At 57.9% G+C, this 18,172-nt stretch carries 21 protein-coding genes; 16 read left to right on the top strand and 5 right to left on the bottom strand.

The features are described 5' to 3' along the window. Positions 1-39: 39 nt before the first annotated feature. The 4 genes from PEL8287_RS10255 to fsa form a co-directional block, all read right to left on the bottom strand. The gene (locus tag PEL8287_RS10255; RefSeq protein WP_085892277.1) at positions 40-627 is read right to left on the bottom strand and encodes a cytochrome P460 family protein; all 588 of its coding nucleotides are present in this window, start codon (positions 625-627) and stop codon (positions 40-42) included. 95 nt (positions 628-722) lie between these two features. After that, positions 723-1,643: a tyrosine recombinase XerC gene (locus PEL8287_RS10250; protein WP_085892276.1), complete on the bottom strand. Its 921-nt coding sequence runs from the start codon at positions 1,641-1,643 to the stop codon at positions 723-725. After that, on the bottom strand, positions 1,640-2,347 hold the full coding sequence (locus tag PEL8287_RS10245) for a DUF484 family protein (RefSeq protein ID WP_085892275.1): 708 nt from the start codon (positions 2,345-2,347) through the stop codon (positions 1,640-1,642). Before PEL8287_RS10245 ends, PEL8287_RS10250 begins: the two co-directional genes overlap by 4 nt. Before the next feature lie 39 nt (positions 2,348-2,386). Continuing rightward, a complete protein-coding gene (gene fsa, locus PEL8287_RS10240) occupies positions 2,387-3,040 on the bottom strand; it encodes a fructose-6-phosphate aldolase (RefSeq protein WP_085892274.1) in 654 nt (217 codons plus the stop codon). 103 nt (positions 3,041-3,143) lie between these two features. Between fsa and PEL8287_RS10235 the strand changes: the two genes are divergently transcribed. The 4 genes from PEL8287_RS10235 (at position 3,144) to PEL8287_RS10220 (ending at position 8,088) form a co-directional block, all read left to right on the top strand. Further along, positions 3,144-5,345, top strand: coding sequence for a primosomal protein N' (locus tag PEL8287_RS10235; RefSeq protein WP_085892343.1), 2,202 nt, complete (start codon positions 3,144-3,146; stop codon positions 5,343-5,345). A gap of 169 nt (positions 5,346-5,514) precedes the next feature. Continuing rightward, positions 5,515-6,747: an MFS transporter gene (locus PEL8287_RS10230; protein ID WP_085892273.1), complete on the top strand. Its 1,233-nt coding sequence runs from the start codon at positions 5,515-5,517 to the stop codon at positions 6,745-6,747. A 15-nt stretch (positions 6,748-6,762) separates the two neighbouring features. Beyond that, positions 6,763-7,635: a 50S ribosomal protein L11 methyltransferase gene (locus PEL8287_RS10225; RefSeq protein ID WP_085892272.1), complete on the top strand. Its 873-nt coding sequence runs from the start codon at positions 6,763-6,765 to the stop codon at positions 7,633-7,635. Positions 7,636-7,743: 108 nt separating this feature from the next. Further along, entirely contained in the window at positions 7,744-8,088 is a 345-nt protein-coding gene (locus tag PEL8287_RS10220; RefSeq protein ID WP_085892271.1) for a hypothetical protein, read from the top strand. 77 nt (positions 8,089-8,165) lie between these two features. On the opposite strand, the gene PEL8287_RS10215 is transcribed toward PEL8287_RS10220, so the two are convergent. Continuing rightward, positions 8,166-8,366, bottom strand: coding sequence for a DUF1127 domain-containing protein (locus PEL8287_RS10215; protein WP_085892270.1), 201 nt, complete (start codon positions 8,364-8,366; stop codon positions 8,166-8,168). A 317-nt stretch (positions 8,367-8,683) separates the two neighbouring features. Between PEL8287_RS10215 and ruvC the strand changes: the two genes are divergently transcribed. The 12 genes from ruvC to pal all read left to right on the top strand — a co-directional run bounded on the left by ruvC (position 8,684) and on the right by pal (position 18,165). Then, positions 8,684-9,190, top strand: a complete 507-nt coding sequence (gene ruvC, locus PEL8287_RS10205; protein ID WP_176228613.1) for a crossover junction endodeoxyribonuclease RuvC — start codon at positions 8,684-8,686, stop codon at positions 9,188-9,190. Further along, positions 9,187-9,840: a Holliday junction branch migration protein RuvA gene (gene ruvA, locus PEL8287_RS10200; protein ID WP_085892268.1), complete on the top strand. Its 654-nt coding sequence runs from the start codon at positions 9,187-9,189 to the stop codon at positions 9,838-9,840. Before ruvC ends, ruvA begins: the two co-directional genes overlap by 4 nt. 3 nt (positions 9,841-9,843) lie before the next feature. Next, the gene (ruvB, locus tag PEL8287_RS10195; protein WP_085892267.1) at positions 9,844-10,869 is read left to right on the top strand and encodes a Holliday junction branch migration DNA helicase RuvB; all 1,026 of its coding nucleotides are present in this window, start codon (positions 9,844-9,846) and stop codon (positions 10,867-10,869) included. Between the two features lie 158 nt (positions 10,870-11,027). Then, entirely contained in the window at positions 11,028-11,675 is a 648-nt protein-coding gene (locus PEL8287_RS10190; protein ID WP_085892266.1) for a hypothetical protein, read from the top strand. 6 nt (positions 11,676-11,681) lie between these two features. Continuing rightward, complete coding sequence (gene thpR, locus PEL8287_RS10185; protein WP_085892265.1) at positions 11,682-12,230, top strand: RNA 2',3'-cyclic phosphodiesterase; 549 nt, start codon at positions 11,682-11,684, stop codon at positions 12,228-12,230. 242 nt (positions 12,231-12,472) lie between these two features. Then, complete coding sequence (locus PEL8287_RS10180) at positions 12,473-13,396, top strand: sulfite exporter TauE/SafE family protein (protein WP_085892264.1); 924 nt, start codon at positions 12,473-12,475, stop codon at positions 13,394-13,396. 65 nt (positions 13,397-13,461) lie between these two features. Next, positions 13,462-13,851, top strand: a complete 390-nt coding sequence (ybgC, locus tag PEL8287_RS10175) for a tol-pal system-associated acyl-CoA thioesterase (RefSeq protein WP_085892263.1) — start codon at positions 13,462-13,464, stop codon at positions 13,849-13,851. Between the two features lie 114 nt (positions 13,852-13,965). Next, positions 13,966-14,661 carry a protein TolQ gene (gene tolQ / locus PEL8287_RS10170; RefSeq protein ID WP_085892262.1) on the top strand — a complete coding sequence of 232 codons (696 nt, stop codon included), beginning with the start codon at positions 13,966-13,968 and terminating at the stop codon, positions 14,659-14,661. 3 nt (positions 14,662-14,664) lie between these two features. Continuing rightward, positions 14,665-15,138 carry a protein TolR gene (gene tolR, locus PEL8287_RS10165; protein WP_085892261.1) on the top strand — a complete coding sequence of 158 codons (474 nt, stop codon included), beginning with the start codon at positions 14,665-14,667 and terminating at the stop codon, positions 15,136-15,138. Positions 15,139-15,149: 11 nt separating this feature from the next. Continuing rightward, positions 15,150-16,253: a cell envelope integrity protein TolA gene (gene tolA, locus PEL8287_RS10160; protein WP_085892260.1), complete on the top strand. Its 1,104-nt coding sequence runs from the start codon at positions 15,150-15,152 to the stop codon at positions 16,251-16,253. After that, positions 16,250-17,572: a Tol-Pal system beta propeller repeat protein TolB gene (tolB, locus tag PEL8287_RS10155; protein WP_085892259.1), complete on the top strand. Its 1,323-nt coding sequence runs from the start codon at positions 16,250-16,252 to the stop codon at positions 17,570-17,572. The genes tolA and tolB overlap by 4 nt, the downstream gene beginning before the upstream one ends. Before the next feature lie 86 nt (positions 17,573-17,658). Further along, the gene (gene pal, locus PEL8287_RS10150) at positions 17,659-18,165 is read left to right on the top strand and encodes a peptidoglycan-associated lipoprotein Pal (protein ID WP_085892341.1); all 507 of its coding nucleotides are present in this window, start codon (positions 17,659-17,661) and stop codon (positions 18,163-18,165) included. The last annotated feature ends 7 nt before the right edge of the window (positions 18,166-18,172 follow it).

The following is an 18,172-nucleotide window of genomic DNA, read 5'->3' as shown; positions in this document are numbered from 1 at the left end:
CGTCTTGCGACACCGGGAAAATCCTGCGGCTTTGACGCCTTAGTTCGACACGCGAACCTCTTCCATCGGGTAGGCCAGAGCATCCTGTGATTCCCAACCGATGTGGCAATCGTGGCAAAAGCTCTGCTTGAATTTCATGGGTTTGCCGTTTGGTTGAACGGCGCTGTACAGCCAGTCACCGGTGTCTGGTGCGCCACCTTCTTCCAGTTTCGTCATGATGAAAAGCGGGCCCACCTGGCCGATTTTTTTCTTGCTGCTGATCTTTATGCTTTCCTTGGCGAGCACCGAACCTGCGGGCATTTCAACGCCCTCTTCGGCGAATTTTAGATATTGCTCGGCGGCAATGTCATTGGCAAAGGTCTGCAAAAGGCGGTTGCCATGTGGGCCCGCCACCGCAGGCCGGGTCGAACTGACTGTCCAGTTGCGGTATTCTTTGGCGACCTCGTTATCGCCTTTGGTGTAGCTCTCAACCATCTTGTCTTTCATGCAGTCGTACAGCGCGATGATGCCGGCCTCATCCAGATCAAACGGGTCCTCCACATCGACAGCGCAGTTGCCTGCCATAGCTGTTTGTCCAAACATCAGACCTGCCATCAGGGTTGCGGCGGTGAAAAACGGTTGTTTCATTATGACCTCTCCATTTTGTTCAAAGAATATGGTGATTTCTTTGAGCGCACACTTGCACGATTCAAACGTAATGGGGCGTCACATATGCGTGAGACTCAGCGCTGACCGTGCGGGTGGCTGCGATTGTAGACTTCCATCAGTCGCGCGGTATCGACAGCGGTATAAGCCTGGGTGGTCGACAGTGAGGCATGGCCCAAAAGTTCCTGTATCGCGCGCAGATCGCCGCCTGCATTCAGCAGATGGGTGGCAAAGCTGTGGCGCATCGCGTGCGGTGTGGCACTGGCGGGCAGGCCCAGTTGCAAACGGGTTTGTTCCACGACCTTTTGGATCGCCCTTGGATTGAGTTTGCCTCCGCGCACCCCCAGAAAAAGTGGTGTTCCCGCCTCAATCGGGAAGGGGCAGAGGTGAACGTAATGCGCCACGGCGTCACGCGCGGGCGCGATCACCGGCACGATCCGTTCCTTGCCCCCTTTGCCAGTTATCCTGAGGGAGTCGCACAGAGGCAGATCGGCGCCGGTCAGGCTCAGGGCTTCGGAAATCCGCAGCCCACAGCCATAAAGCAGGGTCACCACAGCCTGATCGCGTGCCGCGACCCAAGGCGTTTCGGACTGCATTTCAAGGGTGTTGATCATATCCTGTGCCGCATCTGGCGACAGCGGGCGCGGTAATTTGCGTTGAAATTTTGGTGAACGGGCAGCGAGAACAGCGGTAGGTTCAAATCCTTCCCGCTCGGACAGCCAGCGATAAAAGCTTTTGACTGCGGACAATTTTCGCGCCAGCGAGCGCGGCCCGACATCGCGGCTACGGGTAAAGGCCATCCAACTGCGCATATCGCCGACGCTGATTCGGGCCAGTGGTGCCAACCCCTGGGGTTCGCCCTTGTGCATGGTCATAAAGGCCAGAAAATCGTTCACGTCACTTGAATAGGCCGCCAGAGTGTTCGCGGCTGCACCCTTCAGGGCCTTTTGTGCGTCCAGCCAGCCCTGCAACGCGTCGCGGGCGGCCGGACTGATCATGACAACCAGCCGCGCATTGCCCGTTCAAAAACACCTGCAAAAAAGGCCAGAAGGTCAGTGCCCTGCTGCGGCGTAAACTGATGCGGGTCCTCGGCCCCCAAGGCCAGCATGCCAGGCAGGCGGTCTTTGCCAAAATCAAGCAGAAGGCAGGCCTCAGAACGCACAAATCCGGCGTCCCGCCCGTATATCTGAATGTCGCCTTCATGAACCTGGCGCAGGGTGACCTGGCGCAGGGGCGTATTACGCCCGCCAGACAGGTATTCATGGATAAAGCCTGGTTCAGCCACTGACAGGACATTGCCCAACCGATTCACTGCTGGATCATTGTCGTTCTGCACCGATTCCAGCACCAGCTTGACAGATTCCACCCGCAAAATGCTGGCCACGTCACCATCGAGATCACGCAGAAAGCTTTCAAATTCAGTCGGGTCCAGCATGCGCAGAATGGCCCGATGAATCTGATTTGTCCCCGCCAGATTTTCGTATGCTGCTGCGATGACACTGCGATGCGTGTCTTCCAGCCGATCCAACCGAGCCTCTAGCCGTTTCATCGCGATACCACGCAGATCGACGATGTTGCCGCCCATCGACTGTTCATTGGCAGCAATGAGGGCGCGCATAAGATCTTGATCTTCAAGTATAACGTCAGGCTGCGCGATGATTTTCTTGCGCAGCGCGTCATTCATTTCTGGTTTGGTACTCATTAACGCCTCAGCCTTGATTTGCGCCCTTATAACATGACTTTACAGGATTTTCTGCCCCGTTTTTGCCCAATCGGCCATAAAAGACTCTAGGCCCTTATCGGTCAAAGGGTGCTCGGCCATTTGCTTGATAACCTTTGGCGGGGCGGTCATGACGTCCGAGCCGATCATAGCCGCCAGATAAGCGTGATTGACGCTGCGGATCGAGGCGGCAAGAATCTGTGTTTCAAACCCGTAATTGTCATAGATCTGGCGAATGTCCGAGATCAGCTCCATCCCATCAAGGTTGATATCATCCAGACGCCCGATAAAGGGACTGATGAATGTGGCACCTGCCTTGGCCGCCAAAAGCGCCTGATTGGCCGAGAAACACAACGTGACATTTACCATGTTGCCCTCGCCTGACAGCACTTTGCAGGCTTTCAGCCCATCCCATGTCAGCGGCACTTTGACGGCGATGTTGTCGGCAATCTTGGCCAGCTTGCGGCCTTCGGCGATCATCGCGTCGGCCTCAAGTGCCACCACTTCGGCACTAACCGGACCTTCGACCATATCGGCGATTTCCTTGGTAACCTCCAGAATGTCACGACCGGATTTCATGATCAGCGAGGGGTTTGTGGTCACACCATCAACCATGCCCAGATCATTCAGTTCGGCGATTTGATCGACTTCGGCGGTATCTACGAAAAATTTCATGTCAGGGGTCCATTTGCGCGGGGTTGGAGTTTCTCTTTCCTGCGTTTACCTCATAGAGTGATCCACTGAAACCCCTGACGACCCCCCGATAAGGAGCCTTGTGTTGACGCCACGGACGCCAGACTTTTTTGACGAAGGGGCATTGGTGGCGGTTCTTACAACGCAGCCTCTGGACCGGGCGCTGGATTACAAGGCACCCGAGGGTGGATGCCACATCGGTGCTTTTGTCGAGGTGCCCCTGGGGCCGCGCAAGGTGCTGGGTGTGGTCTGGGGCCCCGGGCAGGGCGGATTTGACCTGAGCAAGGCGCGCTCGGTCATCCGGGTGCTGGATGCGGCCCCGATGCGCGATGAGATGCAGGAGTTTCTGCAACGCGCCGCAGATTACACGCTGACCCCAATGCCGGCCATGCTGCGGCTGGCCACCCGCGCGCCGGGGTTGAGCGACCCACCGTCGATGCGCAAAGTGTACCGTTTGGGGCAAGGGCGACCCGACCGCGAAACCGATGCACGGCGTCGGGTGTTGGCGGTACTCAACGAATATGGCGGGTTGTCGTTTACCCTAAAAGAGCTAAGCGATCAGGCCGGGGTGACGTCATCGGTTGTCAAAGGGCTGGTGAAACAAGGTGTTGTACTTGAAGAGGACACGCCGCGCGATGTGCCCTTTCGCCTGCTGGATCCTGCGCTGAGTGCCAAGGACCTGACCGAAGATCAGGCCCGCGCGGCGGACGCGTTGCAGGCCGGGCTGCGAAAGGGGGGGTATGGCACAACCTTGCTGCGCGGTGTCACCGGTTCTGGCAAGACCGAGGTTTATCTTGAAGCGGTGGCCGAATGCTTGCGCCAACGGCGGCAAGCACTGGTACTGTTGCCCGAGATTGCCCTGACTGCCGAGTTTCTTAAACGGATCGAGGCGCGGTTTGGGGCAAAACCTGCCGAATGGCACTCGGGCGTTACGATGACCGAACGCCGCCGTACCTGGAAAATGGTGGGGCAGGCGGGCTGTCAGGTGGTTGTCGGTGCGCGCTCGGCTTTGTTTTTGCCCTTCCAGAACCTTGGGCTGATCGTGGTCGATGAAGAACACGATACATCGTACAAGCAGGAAGATGGTGTTTTGTATAACGCCCGCGACATGGCGGTTTTGCGTGCTTCGATCTGTGGGGCGCGGGTGGTGTTGGCTTCGGCCACACCCAGCCTTGAAAGCTGGGCCAATGCCGAAGCAGGCAAATACGAGCGGCTGGAGCTTACCGCGCGGTTTGGCGAAGCGGTGATGCCTGATTTGCGCGCGATAGATATGCGCACTGAAGCCCTGCCATCGACGCGCTGGATTTCACCCACCTTGCAAAAGGCGGTTCAGGCGCGGGTCGACAAGGGTGAGCAGGCGCTGCTGTTCATCAACCGACGCGGTTATGCGCCAATCACACTATGCCGGGCCTGTGGGCATCAGCTGGGTTGCGAGCATTGTGATGCACGGCTGGTCGAGCACCGCTTTCTGAAGCGGCTGGTTTGCCACCAATGTGGCGAGACGCGACCCATTCCCGATGCCTGCCCCTCGTGTCAGGCTGAAGACCGGCTGGCTGCAGTGGGCCCGGGGGTTGAGCGCTTGTCGGAAGAGGCGGCGGCGCTTTTTCCTGACGCGCGGATTGCGACGCTGTCGTCGGATATGTTTGGAAGTGCCCGTGCGCTGAAAGAGCAGATCGAACAGATTGCGGTGGGGGGGGCTGACATTATCATCGGCACCCAACTGGTGGCAAAAGGCCATAACTTTCCGCATCTCACACTGGTGGGCGTGATCGATGCCGATCTGGGCTTGCAAGGATCAGATATGCGTGCGGCGGAGCGCACGTTTCAGTTGATGCGGCAGGTGGCAGGCCGGGCAGGCCGGGCGGAAAAGCCAGGCACGGCGATGCTACAGACGTTTCAACCCGAGCATCCGGTGATCCGTGCGATTCTGGCAGGCGACGAAGAAGGGTTCTGGCGCGCCGAGGCCGACGAAAGGCGCCATGCCGGCGTGCCGCCATTCGGCCGGATGGCGGGAATTATCCTGTCATCGCCCGACATGCAGGGGGTATTCGATCTGGGCAATGAACTGGCCCGTCGTGATGGCCCTCTGCGGCAGATCGGGGCACAGGTGTATGGCCCCGCAGCTGCTCCTGTTGCCCGGATACGCGGACGACACCGGGTCCGGCTGTTGGTAAAGGCACCCAAAGGGGCGGCGCTACAGGTGGCTGTGGCGCAGTGGATCGGTCAGGTGCGTATACCGGGGCAGCTTCGGCTGACGGTCGATATTGATCCACAAAGTTTCTACTGATGCGTTTCGAGTGAACGTCTTTATCCCACTGAAACACCCTGTCTGGAGTAACTGAGCCGCCTGCGTGCCCATGTGCTCGAAATTTATCCATGTTTGCGCACAGAAATATCTATCGCAATTGCAGATTCATCCCCTCGCCAAGCCCAACTGATCGGCGTAAAGGTGCTGAATGACACGCACCGTCCCCCTTGCAGATGCACGGCATCTGCCGTTCTGGCGTCGCCCCGTTACCTTGCTTTTTGTGATGGCGGCAGCGATGCCAGTGGCGTTTGCAACCTGGTCTGCCTTGCTCAATAATTTTGTGATTGAGGTGGCACGCTTTAACGGATCCGATATCGGCTGGCTGCACACGGTCCGCGAAATCCCCGGGTTTCTGGCGGTTGGGGTGATCGCCATCATCATTTTTGTACACGAGCAGGTGCTGGGGATCGTCTCGCTTTTCCTGCTGGGTGTGGCCACCGCTTTGACCGCTTGGTTTCCATCGCTTGGTGGCATCCTGACGATTACAATGCTCAGTTCGATCGGGTTTCACTACTACGAAACAGTCAATCAGTCACTGCAACTGCAGTGGCTGGACAAGTTGCGCGCGCCAAAGGTGTTGGGGTGGTTGGTTGCGGCCGGGTCGGCCGCGACGCTGGTGGCTTATCTGCTTATTGTCATGACATGGGAGACGCTTGGACTGACCTACAACACCGTCTATCTGTTGTCGGGCGGTTTCACCGCGGCGACTGCGGTATTCTGTTTCATTGCCTATCCACGATTTGAGGCGCCGAACCCGCAGATCAAAAAGATGATCCTGCGCCGCCGCTATTGGCTTTATTATGCACTGCAGTTCATGGCCGGGGCCCGGCGGCAGATTTTTGTGGTCTTCGCTGGTTTCATGATGGTCGAGAAATTCGGCTTTGCCGTGCATGAAGTGACAGGCCTGTTTCTGATGAACCTGGTGGCCAATATGATTTTCGCGCCGCTGATGGGGCAGGCTGTCTTTAGATATGGCGAGAGGAATACGCTGATCTTTGAATATGTCGGGCTGGTTGCTGTATTCCTCGCCTATGGCGGAATTTATTTCTTTGGGTGGGGGGTGTTGCTGGCCGCTGGATTGTATGTGATTGACCATTTGCTGTTTGCCCTGGCGTTGGCGCTGAAGACCTATTTTCAGAAAATTGCCGATCCGGGTGATGTTGCGCCTACTGCAGCTGTGGCCTTTACCATAAACCACATCGCTGCGGTTTTCCTGCCTGCGTTGCTGGGCTATCTGTGGCTTATATCGCCCGCTGCGGTATTCATGACGGCAGCCGGCATGGCATGTGTTTCGCTAATGCTGGCGCTGATGATCCCGCGGCATCCGGAAAAGGGAAATGAGACCATTTTTTCGGTATTCGCCACATCCCCTGCTGAATAATCTGAGGTTCGTCTGATGACCACGTTTACCGCCCTGACCACCCTGACCGGAAAAGAGCCCGCCGAAGCGCTGGCCGAGGCCTTGGAAAACCTTGTGCCCGAACCCACTGGGGTCGGGGTGTTCGAGATCGAGGATGGATCGGGCCTGTGGGAAGTGGGAGGATATTTTGAATCCACGCCTGATCAGGTTGGGCTGGCTCTACTGGCTGTCCTTTATGACGCCAAGCCCTTTGCCGTGTCTGAACTGCCCGATCAGGATTGGGTGGCCAAGGTAAAACGCGAATTGAAACCTGTTCATGCAGGGCGGTTCTTTGTCTACGGCAGCCATGATGCCGACAACGTCCCAGAGGGGTGTGAGCCTTTGCTGATCGAGGCCGCAATGGCCTTTGGCACAGGGCACCATGGCACCACACTGGGGTGCCTGCGGGCACTTGACCGGCTGGCGAATGCGGGCTTTGTGGGCAAATCGGTTCTGGACGTCGGTTGCGGTACCGCAGTTCTGGCAATGGCGGCAGCGCGGATTTGGCCGGGTGTTGTGTTGGCAAGCGACATCGACGAGGTTGCCGTCGAGGTCGCCCGTGCCAATGTCGCCGCAAATGGGCTTGAAGGGCGGGTCCGATGTATCGAGGCCACAGGACTGGACCATGAAGTGTTGCGGGCCAATGCCCCCTACGACCTGATCTTTGCCAATATCCTGAAAGGGCCTTTGATAAACTTGGCGCCTGACGTGACGTCATGCTTGGCAGAGGGCGGTCGGGTGATTCTCTCGGGAATTTTGAATGAGCAGGCAGACGAGGTAATTGACGTTTATTGCAATCTTGGAAACAGTCTGCAATTTCGCGATGAGATTGGTGAATGGACGACAACAACAATCGCGAAAAGTGTTTGAAAACAATTCGAAAACCAGCAAATTTGAGGCAGTTGCCTTAGTCTTGCCATAATTCGAACGTAGCATTTAGTTTAAGTCGGTGGGGCCGATGAAAATGGGATATTAATTATGAGTGATGTGTTTCAGAGTTTTGATGCTCGCCTTAAGAAAATTGATCGCAAACGGTCGCGTCTTTCGCGTGGTTATGTAAGCCAGGTTGGTCGAGACGGATTGATTGTTCTGCGCCCGAAACGCCGGCAAAGGTCTTTCCCTCTGCGTGGCCTTACCTTTCTGGTCGTCGGATTCTTCTGCTTCAAAGGTCTGATCATGGCCCATCTCGGGGCGGCGCTTTATGAACAGCGCGTTGAAGCACTGAACTCCGGTTCGATCATTGAACAGGTTGGCGCATTTGCTATGCAGGCCGATCCGATCACGCAAAGCATTTCTGCCAAGATTCGCCCTCTGCTCAGGTAATTTTAGCTAGTACTTATACTGAAAAAGCCCTGCACTTGGTCCCGGTGCAGGGCTTTTTCTTTGCGCTGTTGAAAAACTTAACCTTGGCGAACAACGCTGTCGATATCGCTGCGGCACAGGCCGATATCGTCCAGTTCACGGTCGCTGAGTTGCGACAGTGCCTTACGTGTAGCGCGGGCATCATTCCATGCGGCGAAAGCGCCAACGAATTTTGCGACAGCCTGACCAAATTGGCCTGCAGGAACTGCATGAGTGCGGGTTGTATCTATAACGGCCATTGTTTCATTCCTTAAAGGGGGCGGACGTATGTGTCTGTTCTGGGCTGCAGGTAGTAGGGCAAAATCGCTCTTACAACACATGTTTCCGCATATGCCCTATGCGTTTTCTGCAAGGCTGAATCTTTTTGGTAAAAACTTGATTTACTTAATTTATAGCAGCGAAAGTCCGGGATGTTTTGTCAAATTCCGCCCGTTTCTCTTCGGCGGGCCAATTTTGGCCGTATCGGTGTCGCAAGGCGTTGGCATTGCATTCTTCTTGGTCTTTGTTCCCCTTTCGTGCTAGGGGTTGGGAAAAGCAGCAGAGCAGGGCACAGATCATGCGGGTATTGGGCGTCGACCCCGGATTAAGAAACCTTGGCTGGGGTGTGATAGATGTGGAAGGCAGCCGGATCTGCCATGTTGCAAACGGTGTCTGTCGCTCGGTTGGTCAGGATCTGCCAGAGAGATTGCTATCGCTGCATCAACAACTTACCGAGGTTTTCTCCAAATTCCTACCTGAAACTGCGGCTGTGGAGCAGACATTTGTCAACAAAGACGGGGCCGGCACGCTGAAGCTGGGACAGGCGCGCGGTATCGCCTTGCTGGTGCCCGCCCAGTTTGGACTGTCTGTTGGCGAATATGCCCCCAATACGATCAAGAAAACTGTTGTGGGTGTCGGCCATGCCGACAAGTCTCAGATCGCGCATATGGTGCGGGTTCAGTTGCCAGGTGTTGACTTGGCGGGACCAGACGCTGCAGACGCCTTGGCGATTGCAATTTGTCATGCACATCACGCGCGGTCAGCCGGGATGCTGGCAAGGGCCGTGCGGAGGGCCAGTGCATGATTGGACGGATCGCAGGACGGATTGATTATCGCGCACCAGACCATGTGCTGATTGATGTGCGCGGGGTGGGTTATCTGGTCTATTGTTCCGATCGCACATTGCAGGCCCTGCCCGGCACGGGGGAGCATACAGCGCTATATACGGACCTGCTTGTACGCGAAGACAATCTTCAACTCTTTGGTTTTACAACGCTTTTGGAAAAAGAATGGCATCGGTTGCTGATGAGCATTCAAGGGGTGGGTGCCAAGGCGTCTTTGGCCATACTGGGGGCTTTGGGCCCTGATGGGGTAGGACGTGCGATTGCCTTGGGCGACTGGAATGCTGTGAAAGCGGCCAGAGGCATCGGCCCGAAAACCGCACAGCGTGTGGTGAATGAACTGAAAGACAAAGCACCTCAGGTCATGGCGATGGGGGCTGCACCGGCGCCGGTGAAGGACAGCGGTGAGGATGTAATTGAACCCATGACGCCTATGCCGGTTGCCCCCGCAGGATCGAATGCACAGGCCGAGGCTTTGTCGGCTTTGACAAACCTTGGTTATGCGCCCGGCGAGGCCGCCGGCGCCGTGGCGCAGGCCGCTGGAGAAACGCCTGATGTGTCTACACCAGAGCTGATCCGTTTGTCGCTTAAGCTGTTGGCGCCAAAGGGGTAATCCATGTCCGAGCCTGATCCCACATTGCGCCCCGAGTTGCTACCCGAGGATACCGACCGAAGTCTGCGACCGCAGGCGCTTGACGAATTTATTGGTCAGGCAGAGGCGCGTGCGAACCTCAAGGTGTTTATCCAGTCCGCGCGGCAACGGGGTGAGGCGATGGATCATACCTTGTTTCACGGCCCCCCGGGGTTGGGTAAGACCACACTGGCGCAGATCATGTCGAAGGAACTGGGCGTTGGCTTTCGCATGACGTCGGGGCCGGTGCTGGCCAAGGCGGGCGATCTGGCCGCGATATTAACCAATCTGGAGCGTAATGACGTTTTGTTCATTGATGAAATTCATCGTCTGAACCCTGCTGTGGAAGAGGTTTTGTATCCTGCTTTAGAAGATTTCGAGCTGGACCTGGTGATTGGCGAAGGCCCTGCCGCACGGACAGTTCGCATTGAATTACAACCCTTTACGCTGGTTGGGGCCACCACGCGGTTGGGCTTGCTGACCACCCCCCTGCGCGACAGGTTCGGCATCCCGACCCGGTTGCAATTCTATACGGTGGACGAACTGCACGAGATCGTGGCGCGCAATGCAAGGTTAATGAATATCCCCACTGACCGGGATGGCGCGCGGGAGATCGCGCGGCGGTCACGGGGAACGCCGCGGATTGCCGGGCGGTTGCTGCGGCGAGTGGTGGATTTTGCGATCGTGGATGGAAATGGCAGCATTTCCAAGGAGTTGGCCGACAATGCGCTGACCCGTCTGGGGGTGGACCATCTGGGGCTGGATGGTGCGGACAGGCGATATTTACGTTTGATTGCAGAGGCTTATCAGGGTGGCCCCGTGGGAATCGAGACCATCGGCGCGGCCTTGAGCGAGCCGCGCGATGCGTTGGAAGAGGTGGTTGAACCTTTCCTTTTACAACAAGGGCTTATCCAGCGCACCCCGCGTGGGCGGATGTTGGCGCAGGGGGGGTGGAAACATCTTGGCATGGCTGCGCCCAAGGCAAAAGGCCAGGAGGATTTGTTCGAGTAAGACCGTACGATCCGTACGTTTTGTACGTGGATTTCGTACGCGGGACGCACCATCTGGCGGCCACCGCGTACGTTTCGTACGAAATCCGGCCGGATGCCCCCATTTGACCATGCCAACGGGTTTGTTAAACCGGGCGCGTCACTGCAAAAGGGCCGACCATGACTGACACGATCAATCCCTCCGAGATAGAGGCGCTGTTCACCCGCGCCGACGGCAGTTTCGTATTTGCCCGCTGGGGGCGACCGATTGTGCCGATTGTCTTTGGCGTCGATGACAAGACACTGGAAGTGATCAAAGGCGCGGTCGAGGCTGTGGCAACCCTGGCCAACCACGAGGTCGCCGAGACTGACCCGGAACTGGGCGCCAATCTGATGATCTTTTTCTTCCGGCAGTGGGATGAACTGATCGAAGTTCCCGATCTGGACAGGCTGATCCCCGATCTGCATCCGTTGGTGGACAGACTGAAATCGGCAGACGCCAACCAGTACAGGATTTTCCGCTTTGACGAGACAGGCGCCATAAAGGCCAGTTTTGTGTTCCTGCGTATGGATGACCAGCTCAGCGAGGTACCGGCCGAGACACTGGCGCTGAGCCAGATCGTGCAGACGATTTTGCTGTGGTCGGATACGGCTTTCAGCGCGAAATCCCCCCTCGCGGTAATGCCGGACAATCAGGCCGTCATCCTGCGCCCGGACATCGCGGGGCTGGTGCGGGCGGCCTATGATCCGGTTTTGCCGCCTCACGCCGATGACCCGTCGTTGGCGCTGCGGCTTTTCGCCCGGATAAACGCAGCTCAGGTGCAGTGACCACTGATGCGGGTGTTCGTTGCGATAGGTTTGCCGGACGAGGTGAAAGACGTGCTGATGGCAGTTCAGTCAGAGCTGCGGGTGGGCCGGTTGGTGGACCCTGATAGCATGCATGTCACGCTGGCATTTCTGGATGACCAGCCGCTGACAATGATTGAGGCTGTGCACGAGGCGCTGGGTGAAATTTCTGTCGCGCCTTTTGAGATGACGATCCGGGGGGTGGATGTGTTTGGCGGCAACAGCCCGCGTCTGGTCTTTGCCGGGATAGAACCATCGGAGGCCCTGAGCGGGTTGCGCCGTAAGATAAGGACGGCGGTTCAGGGTGCTGGCGTTCAGCTGAAACACACGCGATTTCGCCCGCATGTGACATTGGCAAGGATTTCAAAAGACCGGCAACAAGACATCGGCCCGCGGCTGGGCCGGTTTCTTGCGATGCACGCTGGCCTGTCGCTGGGGCCTGTTCCGGTATCGAAATTTGGGTTGTACCAATCGCATCTGGCGCCCGAGGGCGCATCTTATGAGGTGCTGGTCGATTATCCGCTGGGGCAAGAGTAGTTACCTTAGAGGGCTGGCGGAAGTATAGCCGTCATGTCACGCAAAACCCGTAACTGCCCCGGAAATCCGGTCAACGCCTGAAGCCGACGCCATCATCGGAAATGGGTGAAATGGCCTGCTGCGCGGCGGTCCTGAAGTCGCCGTTCGTCGGGCCGCGGCGGGTTGTCGCGGATTGTTTTCTTGCGTTCGCCAGGGCCCAGGCGTAGGTGCGAGACCAGTGCAACCAGGTATTCCCGGCGCTTATGGAAATTTATTTGCCCATCGCCGAGGTGTCGGTGAACGGCCCTCTTCTACTTTCCATCGGGCTTGTTGTCGGCCTGCTCTCTGGCATGTTCGGGGTTGGGGGCGGTTTTCTGATCACACCGCTTTTGTTCTTCATCGGCATCCCGCCTGCCGTAGCGGTGGCCACATCGGCCAACCAGATCGTCGCATCGTCCTTTTCGGGCATTCTTACCCATATCCGCCGTCGTACCGTCGATTTTCCGATGGGGATTGCGCTTATGGTAGGGGGGCTCACCGGTTCGACCGTGGGCATCTACATCTTCAATTTACTAAGCAAACTCGGTCAGGTCGATCTTCTGGTAAACATCTTCTACGTGGTCGTTCTTGGGCTGATCGGCGGGATGATGTTTATCGAAAGCCTGAACGCGATACGCAAGGCAAAGGTGCAGGGCCCCAAACCCAGACGCAAGCGGGGCGGTCTTGACTGGATTCACGCCATGCCGCTGCGAATGCGCTTCCGCTCATCGGGGCTTTATATCTCGGTCTTTCCGCCGCTTATTGTCGGCTTTTTTGTCGGCGTGCTGTCGGCCATCATGGGTGTGGGTGGCGGGTTTGTTGTGGTGCCTGCGATGATTTATATCCTTGGCATGCCGACCAAAGTCGTTGTCGGAACCTCGCTGTTCCAGATTATCTTTGTCTCGGCATACACCACGATGATGCATGCCTATAACAGCCACACAGTCGATACGGTGCTGGCCATGCTGCTTATTGTCGGCGGCGTGATCGGCGCCCAGATCGGCGCCCGCATCGGGCTGCTGCTGAAAGCCGAACAACTGCGCATTCTGCTGGCCTTGCTGGTTCTCGCTGTCTGCCTCAAGCTGGGGCTGGATCTGGCGCTGCACCCGACCGAGATTTATTCGCTCACGACCCCCCATCGGTTCTGAGCGCGGCGAATGGTCGTTGACAGGGTGGCTTGCGAGGCACCGCGGCCTTGCCTAGTGTCAGCGCCATGACACACTGTTTTCCGATCCGCGTTTACTACGAAGATACCGACATGGGCGGGATCGTCTATTATGCCAACTATCTGAAGTATATTGAACGGGCCCGCAGCGACTGGGTGCGCGAAATGGGAATTGACCAGAACCGGATGCGCGACGCCGAGGGCGTTGTTTTTGCGGTGCGGCGGGTTGAGGCCGATTATCTGGCCCCGGCCAGGTTTGACGACATGCTGGAGGTGCGCACCAGAACACTGGCGGTCACCGGGGCGCGGCTTGTGATGGAACAACAGGTCCTGCGCGGTGAAGACCTGCTTTTTGCGGCGACCGTAACGATTGTCTGCATTGCTGAAACCGGTCAGCCTGCCCGTTTGCCGGCGAATATCCGCCTGATCCTGCACTAGCCATGCGAATTTAGCAGCCGATAACGCGGATGTGTTGGCTTTCCCCTTGGATATGGGGTAGTTTGACGCGCAATAAGTCCAGACAAACTGGGCCACACACAAAAGAGCAGGCAGATGGAAGCAGAAACCCTGGCACTGGCACAGGAGATTGATTTCTCCATGTGGGCGCTATTTGCACGCGCGACATTTATCGTGAAACTGGTGATGCTGATGCTGACCGTGGCCTCGTTCTGGTCATGGTCGATTATCATCCAGAAAATCATAAGCTATCGCAAAGCCCGAAAAGAGGGTGAGGTTTTCGATCAGAGGTTCTGGTCAGGCGAGCCGCTGGACGGGTTGTTTGACGAGATCGGGCCCGACCCGGACGGACAGTCCGAGCACATTTTTGCCGCGGGCATGACCGAATGGCGGCGCAGTCACCGCAACGACGGGGGTATGATCGCAGGCGCCGCCGCGCGGATCGACCGCAGTATGGACGTTGCGATTGCGAAAGAGGCAGAAGAGCTGCAAAGCGGTTTATCGGTGCTGGCAACGGTCGGTTCCACGGCGCCTTTTGTGGGGCTTTTCGGCACCGTCTGGGGTATCATGCATGCCTTTATCAACATCGCCGAGCAGCAGAATACCAGTCTGGCAGTGGTTGCACCCGGCATCGCCGAGGCCCTGCTGGCCACGGCGCTGGGGCTGCTGGCAGCCATTCCGGCGGTGATTTTCTACAACAAGCTGAGCGCTGACAGTGATCGGATCGTGGCCGGATACGAGGCCTTTGCCGACGAGTTTTCCACCATCCTCAGCCGTCAGTTGGACAGCTAGGCCATGGGAGCCGGAGTAGTCCAGAAAACCGGGGGAGGCGGGCGCAGACGGCGGGGCCGTGGGCGCAGCCGCCCGATGTCCGAGATCAACGTCACGCCCTTTGTCGATGTGATGCTGGTATTGCTGATCATCTTCATGGTGGCAGCCCCTCTGATGACGGTAGGTGTGCCGGTGGAATTGCCGAAAACGGCGGCCAACTCCTTGCCGGGTGAACAGGAAGAGCCCCTGACGGTGACGCTCACGGCGCAAGGCGTGGTGATGATCCAGAAAAGCGAAGTGTTGCGGGACGAACTGGTGGCGAAACTGCGCGCCATTGCGGCGGAGCGCGATAGCACGCGGGTTTACCTGCGTGCCGATGGGGCGGTGCCCTATGCGGATGTCATGCAGGTGATGGGCGCACTTAACCGGGGCGGATTCAATGATATCGGTCTGGTGACCGACACCGGCGGCCCGTCTCTGGACGGCCGGGACGGCTAAAGGCGGATTGGGTGAACACCGGTCAGATCATATCGGGCGCGGGCCATGCGGGCCTGATCTGCTGGGCCTTGCTGGGTGGCTTTTTCCAAAGCGCGCCGGCACCGTTTCAGGTGACTGAAGTGACAGCGATTTCAACCGAAGAATATGCTGCCCTGATCGCGCCACAGCAGGCGCCAGACGCGGTTTCCAACGTTGCAACGCCCGAGCCCCCCGCGCCGGGGGATATGGCGCCTGATCTGTCGTCCACGGCGGATGACGCGCCCGACGTAGCACAGCCTGATGTGGCGGATACCCCGCCACTGGAAGAGGCGCCGGATGTGACCGAGATAAGTCCACCCGTCGAAGCCGAGGTGAGTGACGAGCCGCCCGTGCTGGAGCCGCCATCCGAGGATGTGGCTGTTCTGGTGCCCGAAATCTCGCCCCGTCCACAACCGCGCCCGGCGCCGCGCGTGGCGCCTGAACCCGTCGCGCAGCCCGAGCCGGACGTAAAGATTGACGATGTCGATCAGCCAAAGGCGGAACCGTCGGACAAGCCCGACGAGGTGGTCAAGGAAGACAAACCCGAGACCGCCCGTGAGGAAGCCACGACCAAGATCGTGACCGAGGCGGAAAAGGTGGCCAATGCGGCGCCGTCAAAATCGGTGCGCCCGCGCACCCGGCCGGCGGCCCCGAAACCGGAACAAACGGCGAAACCGGCAGACACAAAGCCGACCACGGATTCCAGTTCCGTTAACAATGCCCTTGCCGAAGCACTCGGCGCGGGCGAGAGCAATACCGGCAAACCCGGTGGCCCGCCGCTGACCCATGGTGAAAAAGATGCGCTGCGGGTGGCAGTGCAACAGTGCTGGAACGTGGGTTCTTTGAGTTCCGAGGCTTTGAATACGACGGTTGTGGTAAGTGTTGCGATGACCGAAAATGGGAAACCCAAGTCCGAGACGATCCGAATGCTAAGCTCAAGCGGCGGCACCGGTAATTCGGCGCAGCAGGCATTTGAAGCCGCAAAACGCGCAATTATACGTTGTGCAAAAAGCGGCTATGGTCTGCCAAGGGACAAATATGACCACTGGCGCGATATTGAAATGACCTTCAATCCTGAGAATATGAGGATCAAATGATGAAACAGTTTCTGACCCTCCTGATGGCCTTGTTTATTGCGGGCATGCCCGCCTTTGCACAGGACGGGCCGCTTCGGATTGAAATTACCGAGGGTGTGATCGAACCCTTGCCATATGCGGTGCCGAATTTTGTGGCCGATAATGCAGCAGGCGCACAGTTTGGCAAACAGATCGCCGATGTGATTGCATCGGATCTGACGGGCACGGGCCTGTTTCGCGAAATCCCCGACACGGCGTTCATCAGCCAGATCACCAGTTTCGCCAGCCCGGTGCAGTTTGCCGACTGGAAAGCGATCAACGCGCAGGCGCTTGTCACCGGGGCTGTCAGTGTCGATGACACAGGCAAGCTGGTGGTGCGGTTCCGGATCTATGACGTTTTTGCCGGGCAGGAGCTGGGCAATGGGTTGCAGTTGGTGGGCACGCAGGACGGGTGGCGCCGGATGGCCCATAAGGTGGCCGATCAGGTCTACAGCCGGATCACCGGTGAGGGCGGATATTTCGACAGCAGGGTGGTGTTTGTGGCCGAAACCGGTCCCAAGGATAAACGCGCCAAACGCCTGGCGATCATGGATTATGACGGGGCGAACGTGAGTTATCTGACCGACAGTACCAGCATAGTCCTGGCGCCGCGGTTCTCGCCCGCGGGCGACCGGGTGCTTTACACCAGCTATGAAACCGGTTTTCCAAAGATTTACGTTCTGGATGTCGCCAGTGTGAACCGCCGCAGTCTGAACACCGCGGAAGGCACGATGAGCTTTGCTCCGCGTTTTGCCCCCGATGGGCGCACGGTGGTTTATTCGCTGACGCAGGGCGGCAATACCGATCTTTACCGGATGGACACAGGCAGCGGCGTCAGCACCCGGCTGACCAATGCTCCGTCGATTGAAACCGCCCCAAGTTACAGCCCCGATGGCCGCCAGATCGTGTTCGAGAGTGATCGGTCAGGCACGCCGCAGCTGTACATCATGCCCGCAGACGGGGGTGAGGCGCGGCGGATCAGTTTCGGCCAGGGGCGCTATGGCACACCGGTCTGGTCGCCACGCGGCGATCTGGTGGCCTTTACCAAGCAGTCCAAAGGCCGGTTCCACATCGGGGTGATGCGGCTGGATGGCAGCGAAGAGCGGCTGTTGACGGCATCCTTTCTGGATGAGGGGCCGACATGGTCGCCCAACGGGCGGGTCATCATGTTTACCCGTGAAACACAGGGTGCGCAGGGGCGCGCCAATCTGTATTCGGTGGATATCACCGGTCGGAACCTGAAACAGATATCGACCGAGACAGGCGCAAGCGATCCGTCATGGTCGCCATTGCAGAAATAACCCCCCGGTTCGTGCGTTTCCTTGGCGCGCGGGCTGTGGTAGAAAGTGGCAAGGGCATGAAAAAACAACGAGTGGGGCACTATAAAATGACCTATCTGAGCAAGACACTTATCTTATGCGCCGGTCTGGCGCTGGCAGGCTGTACCAATCCGGACCGTTTTGCCAATACCGGCGCTGACGGCCTGAACGGCGGTGGCGCTTTGGCGGGATCAGCGCAGGATCCGGCTTCGCCTTTGTATTTCCAGCAGACCGTGGGCGACCGGGTTCTGTTCGAAGTGGACCAGTCCAACCTTAGTCCCACAGCGCAATCCACGCTGGCGGGTCAGGCGCAATGGCTGATGTCGAATCCTGAATATAATGCCGTCGTCGAAGGCCATGCCGACGAACAGGGTACACGTGAGTATAACCTTGCGCTTGGTGCGCGGCGGGCAAATTCGGTTCAGGAATATCTGGAAAGTCAGGGCGTGGCCGGCAACCGCATGAAAGTGGTAAGCTATGGCAAGGAACGTCCGATCGAAATTTGCAGCGAAGAAGCCTGTTATGTCAAGAACCGCCGTGCGGTGACGGTGATCTCGGCTGTTCCAAGCAGCTGATAGCGGA

The sequence above is a fragment of the Roseovarius litorisediminis genome (genome assembly GCF_900172295.1).
Lineage (GTDB): Bacteria > Pseudomonadota > Alphaproteobacteria > Rhodobacterales > Rhodobacteraceae > Roseovarius > Roseovarius litorisediminis.
This window is presented reverse-complemented; position numbering and strand designations above follow the sequence as displayed.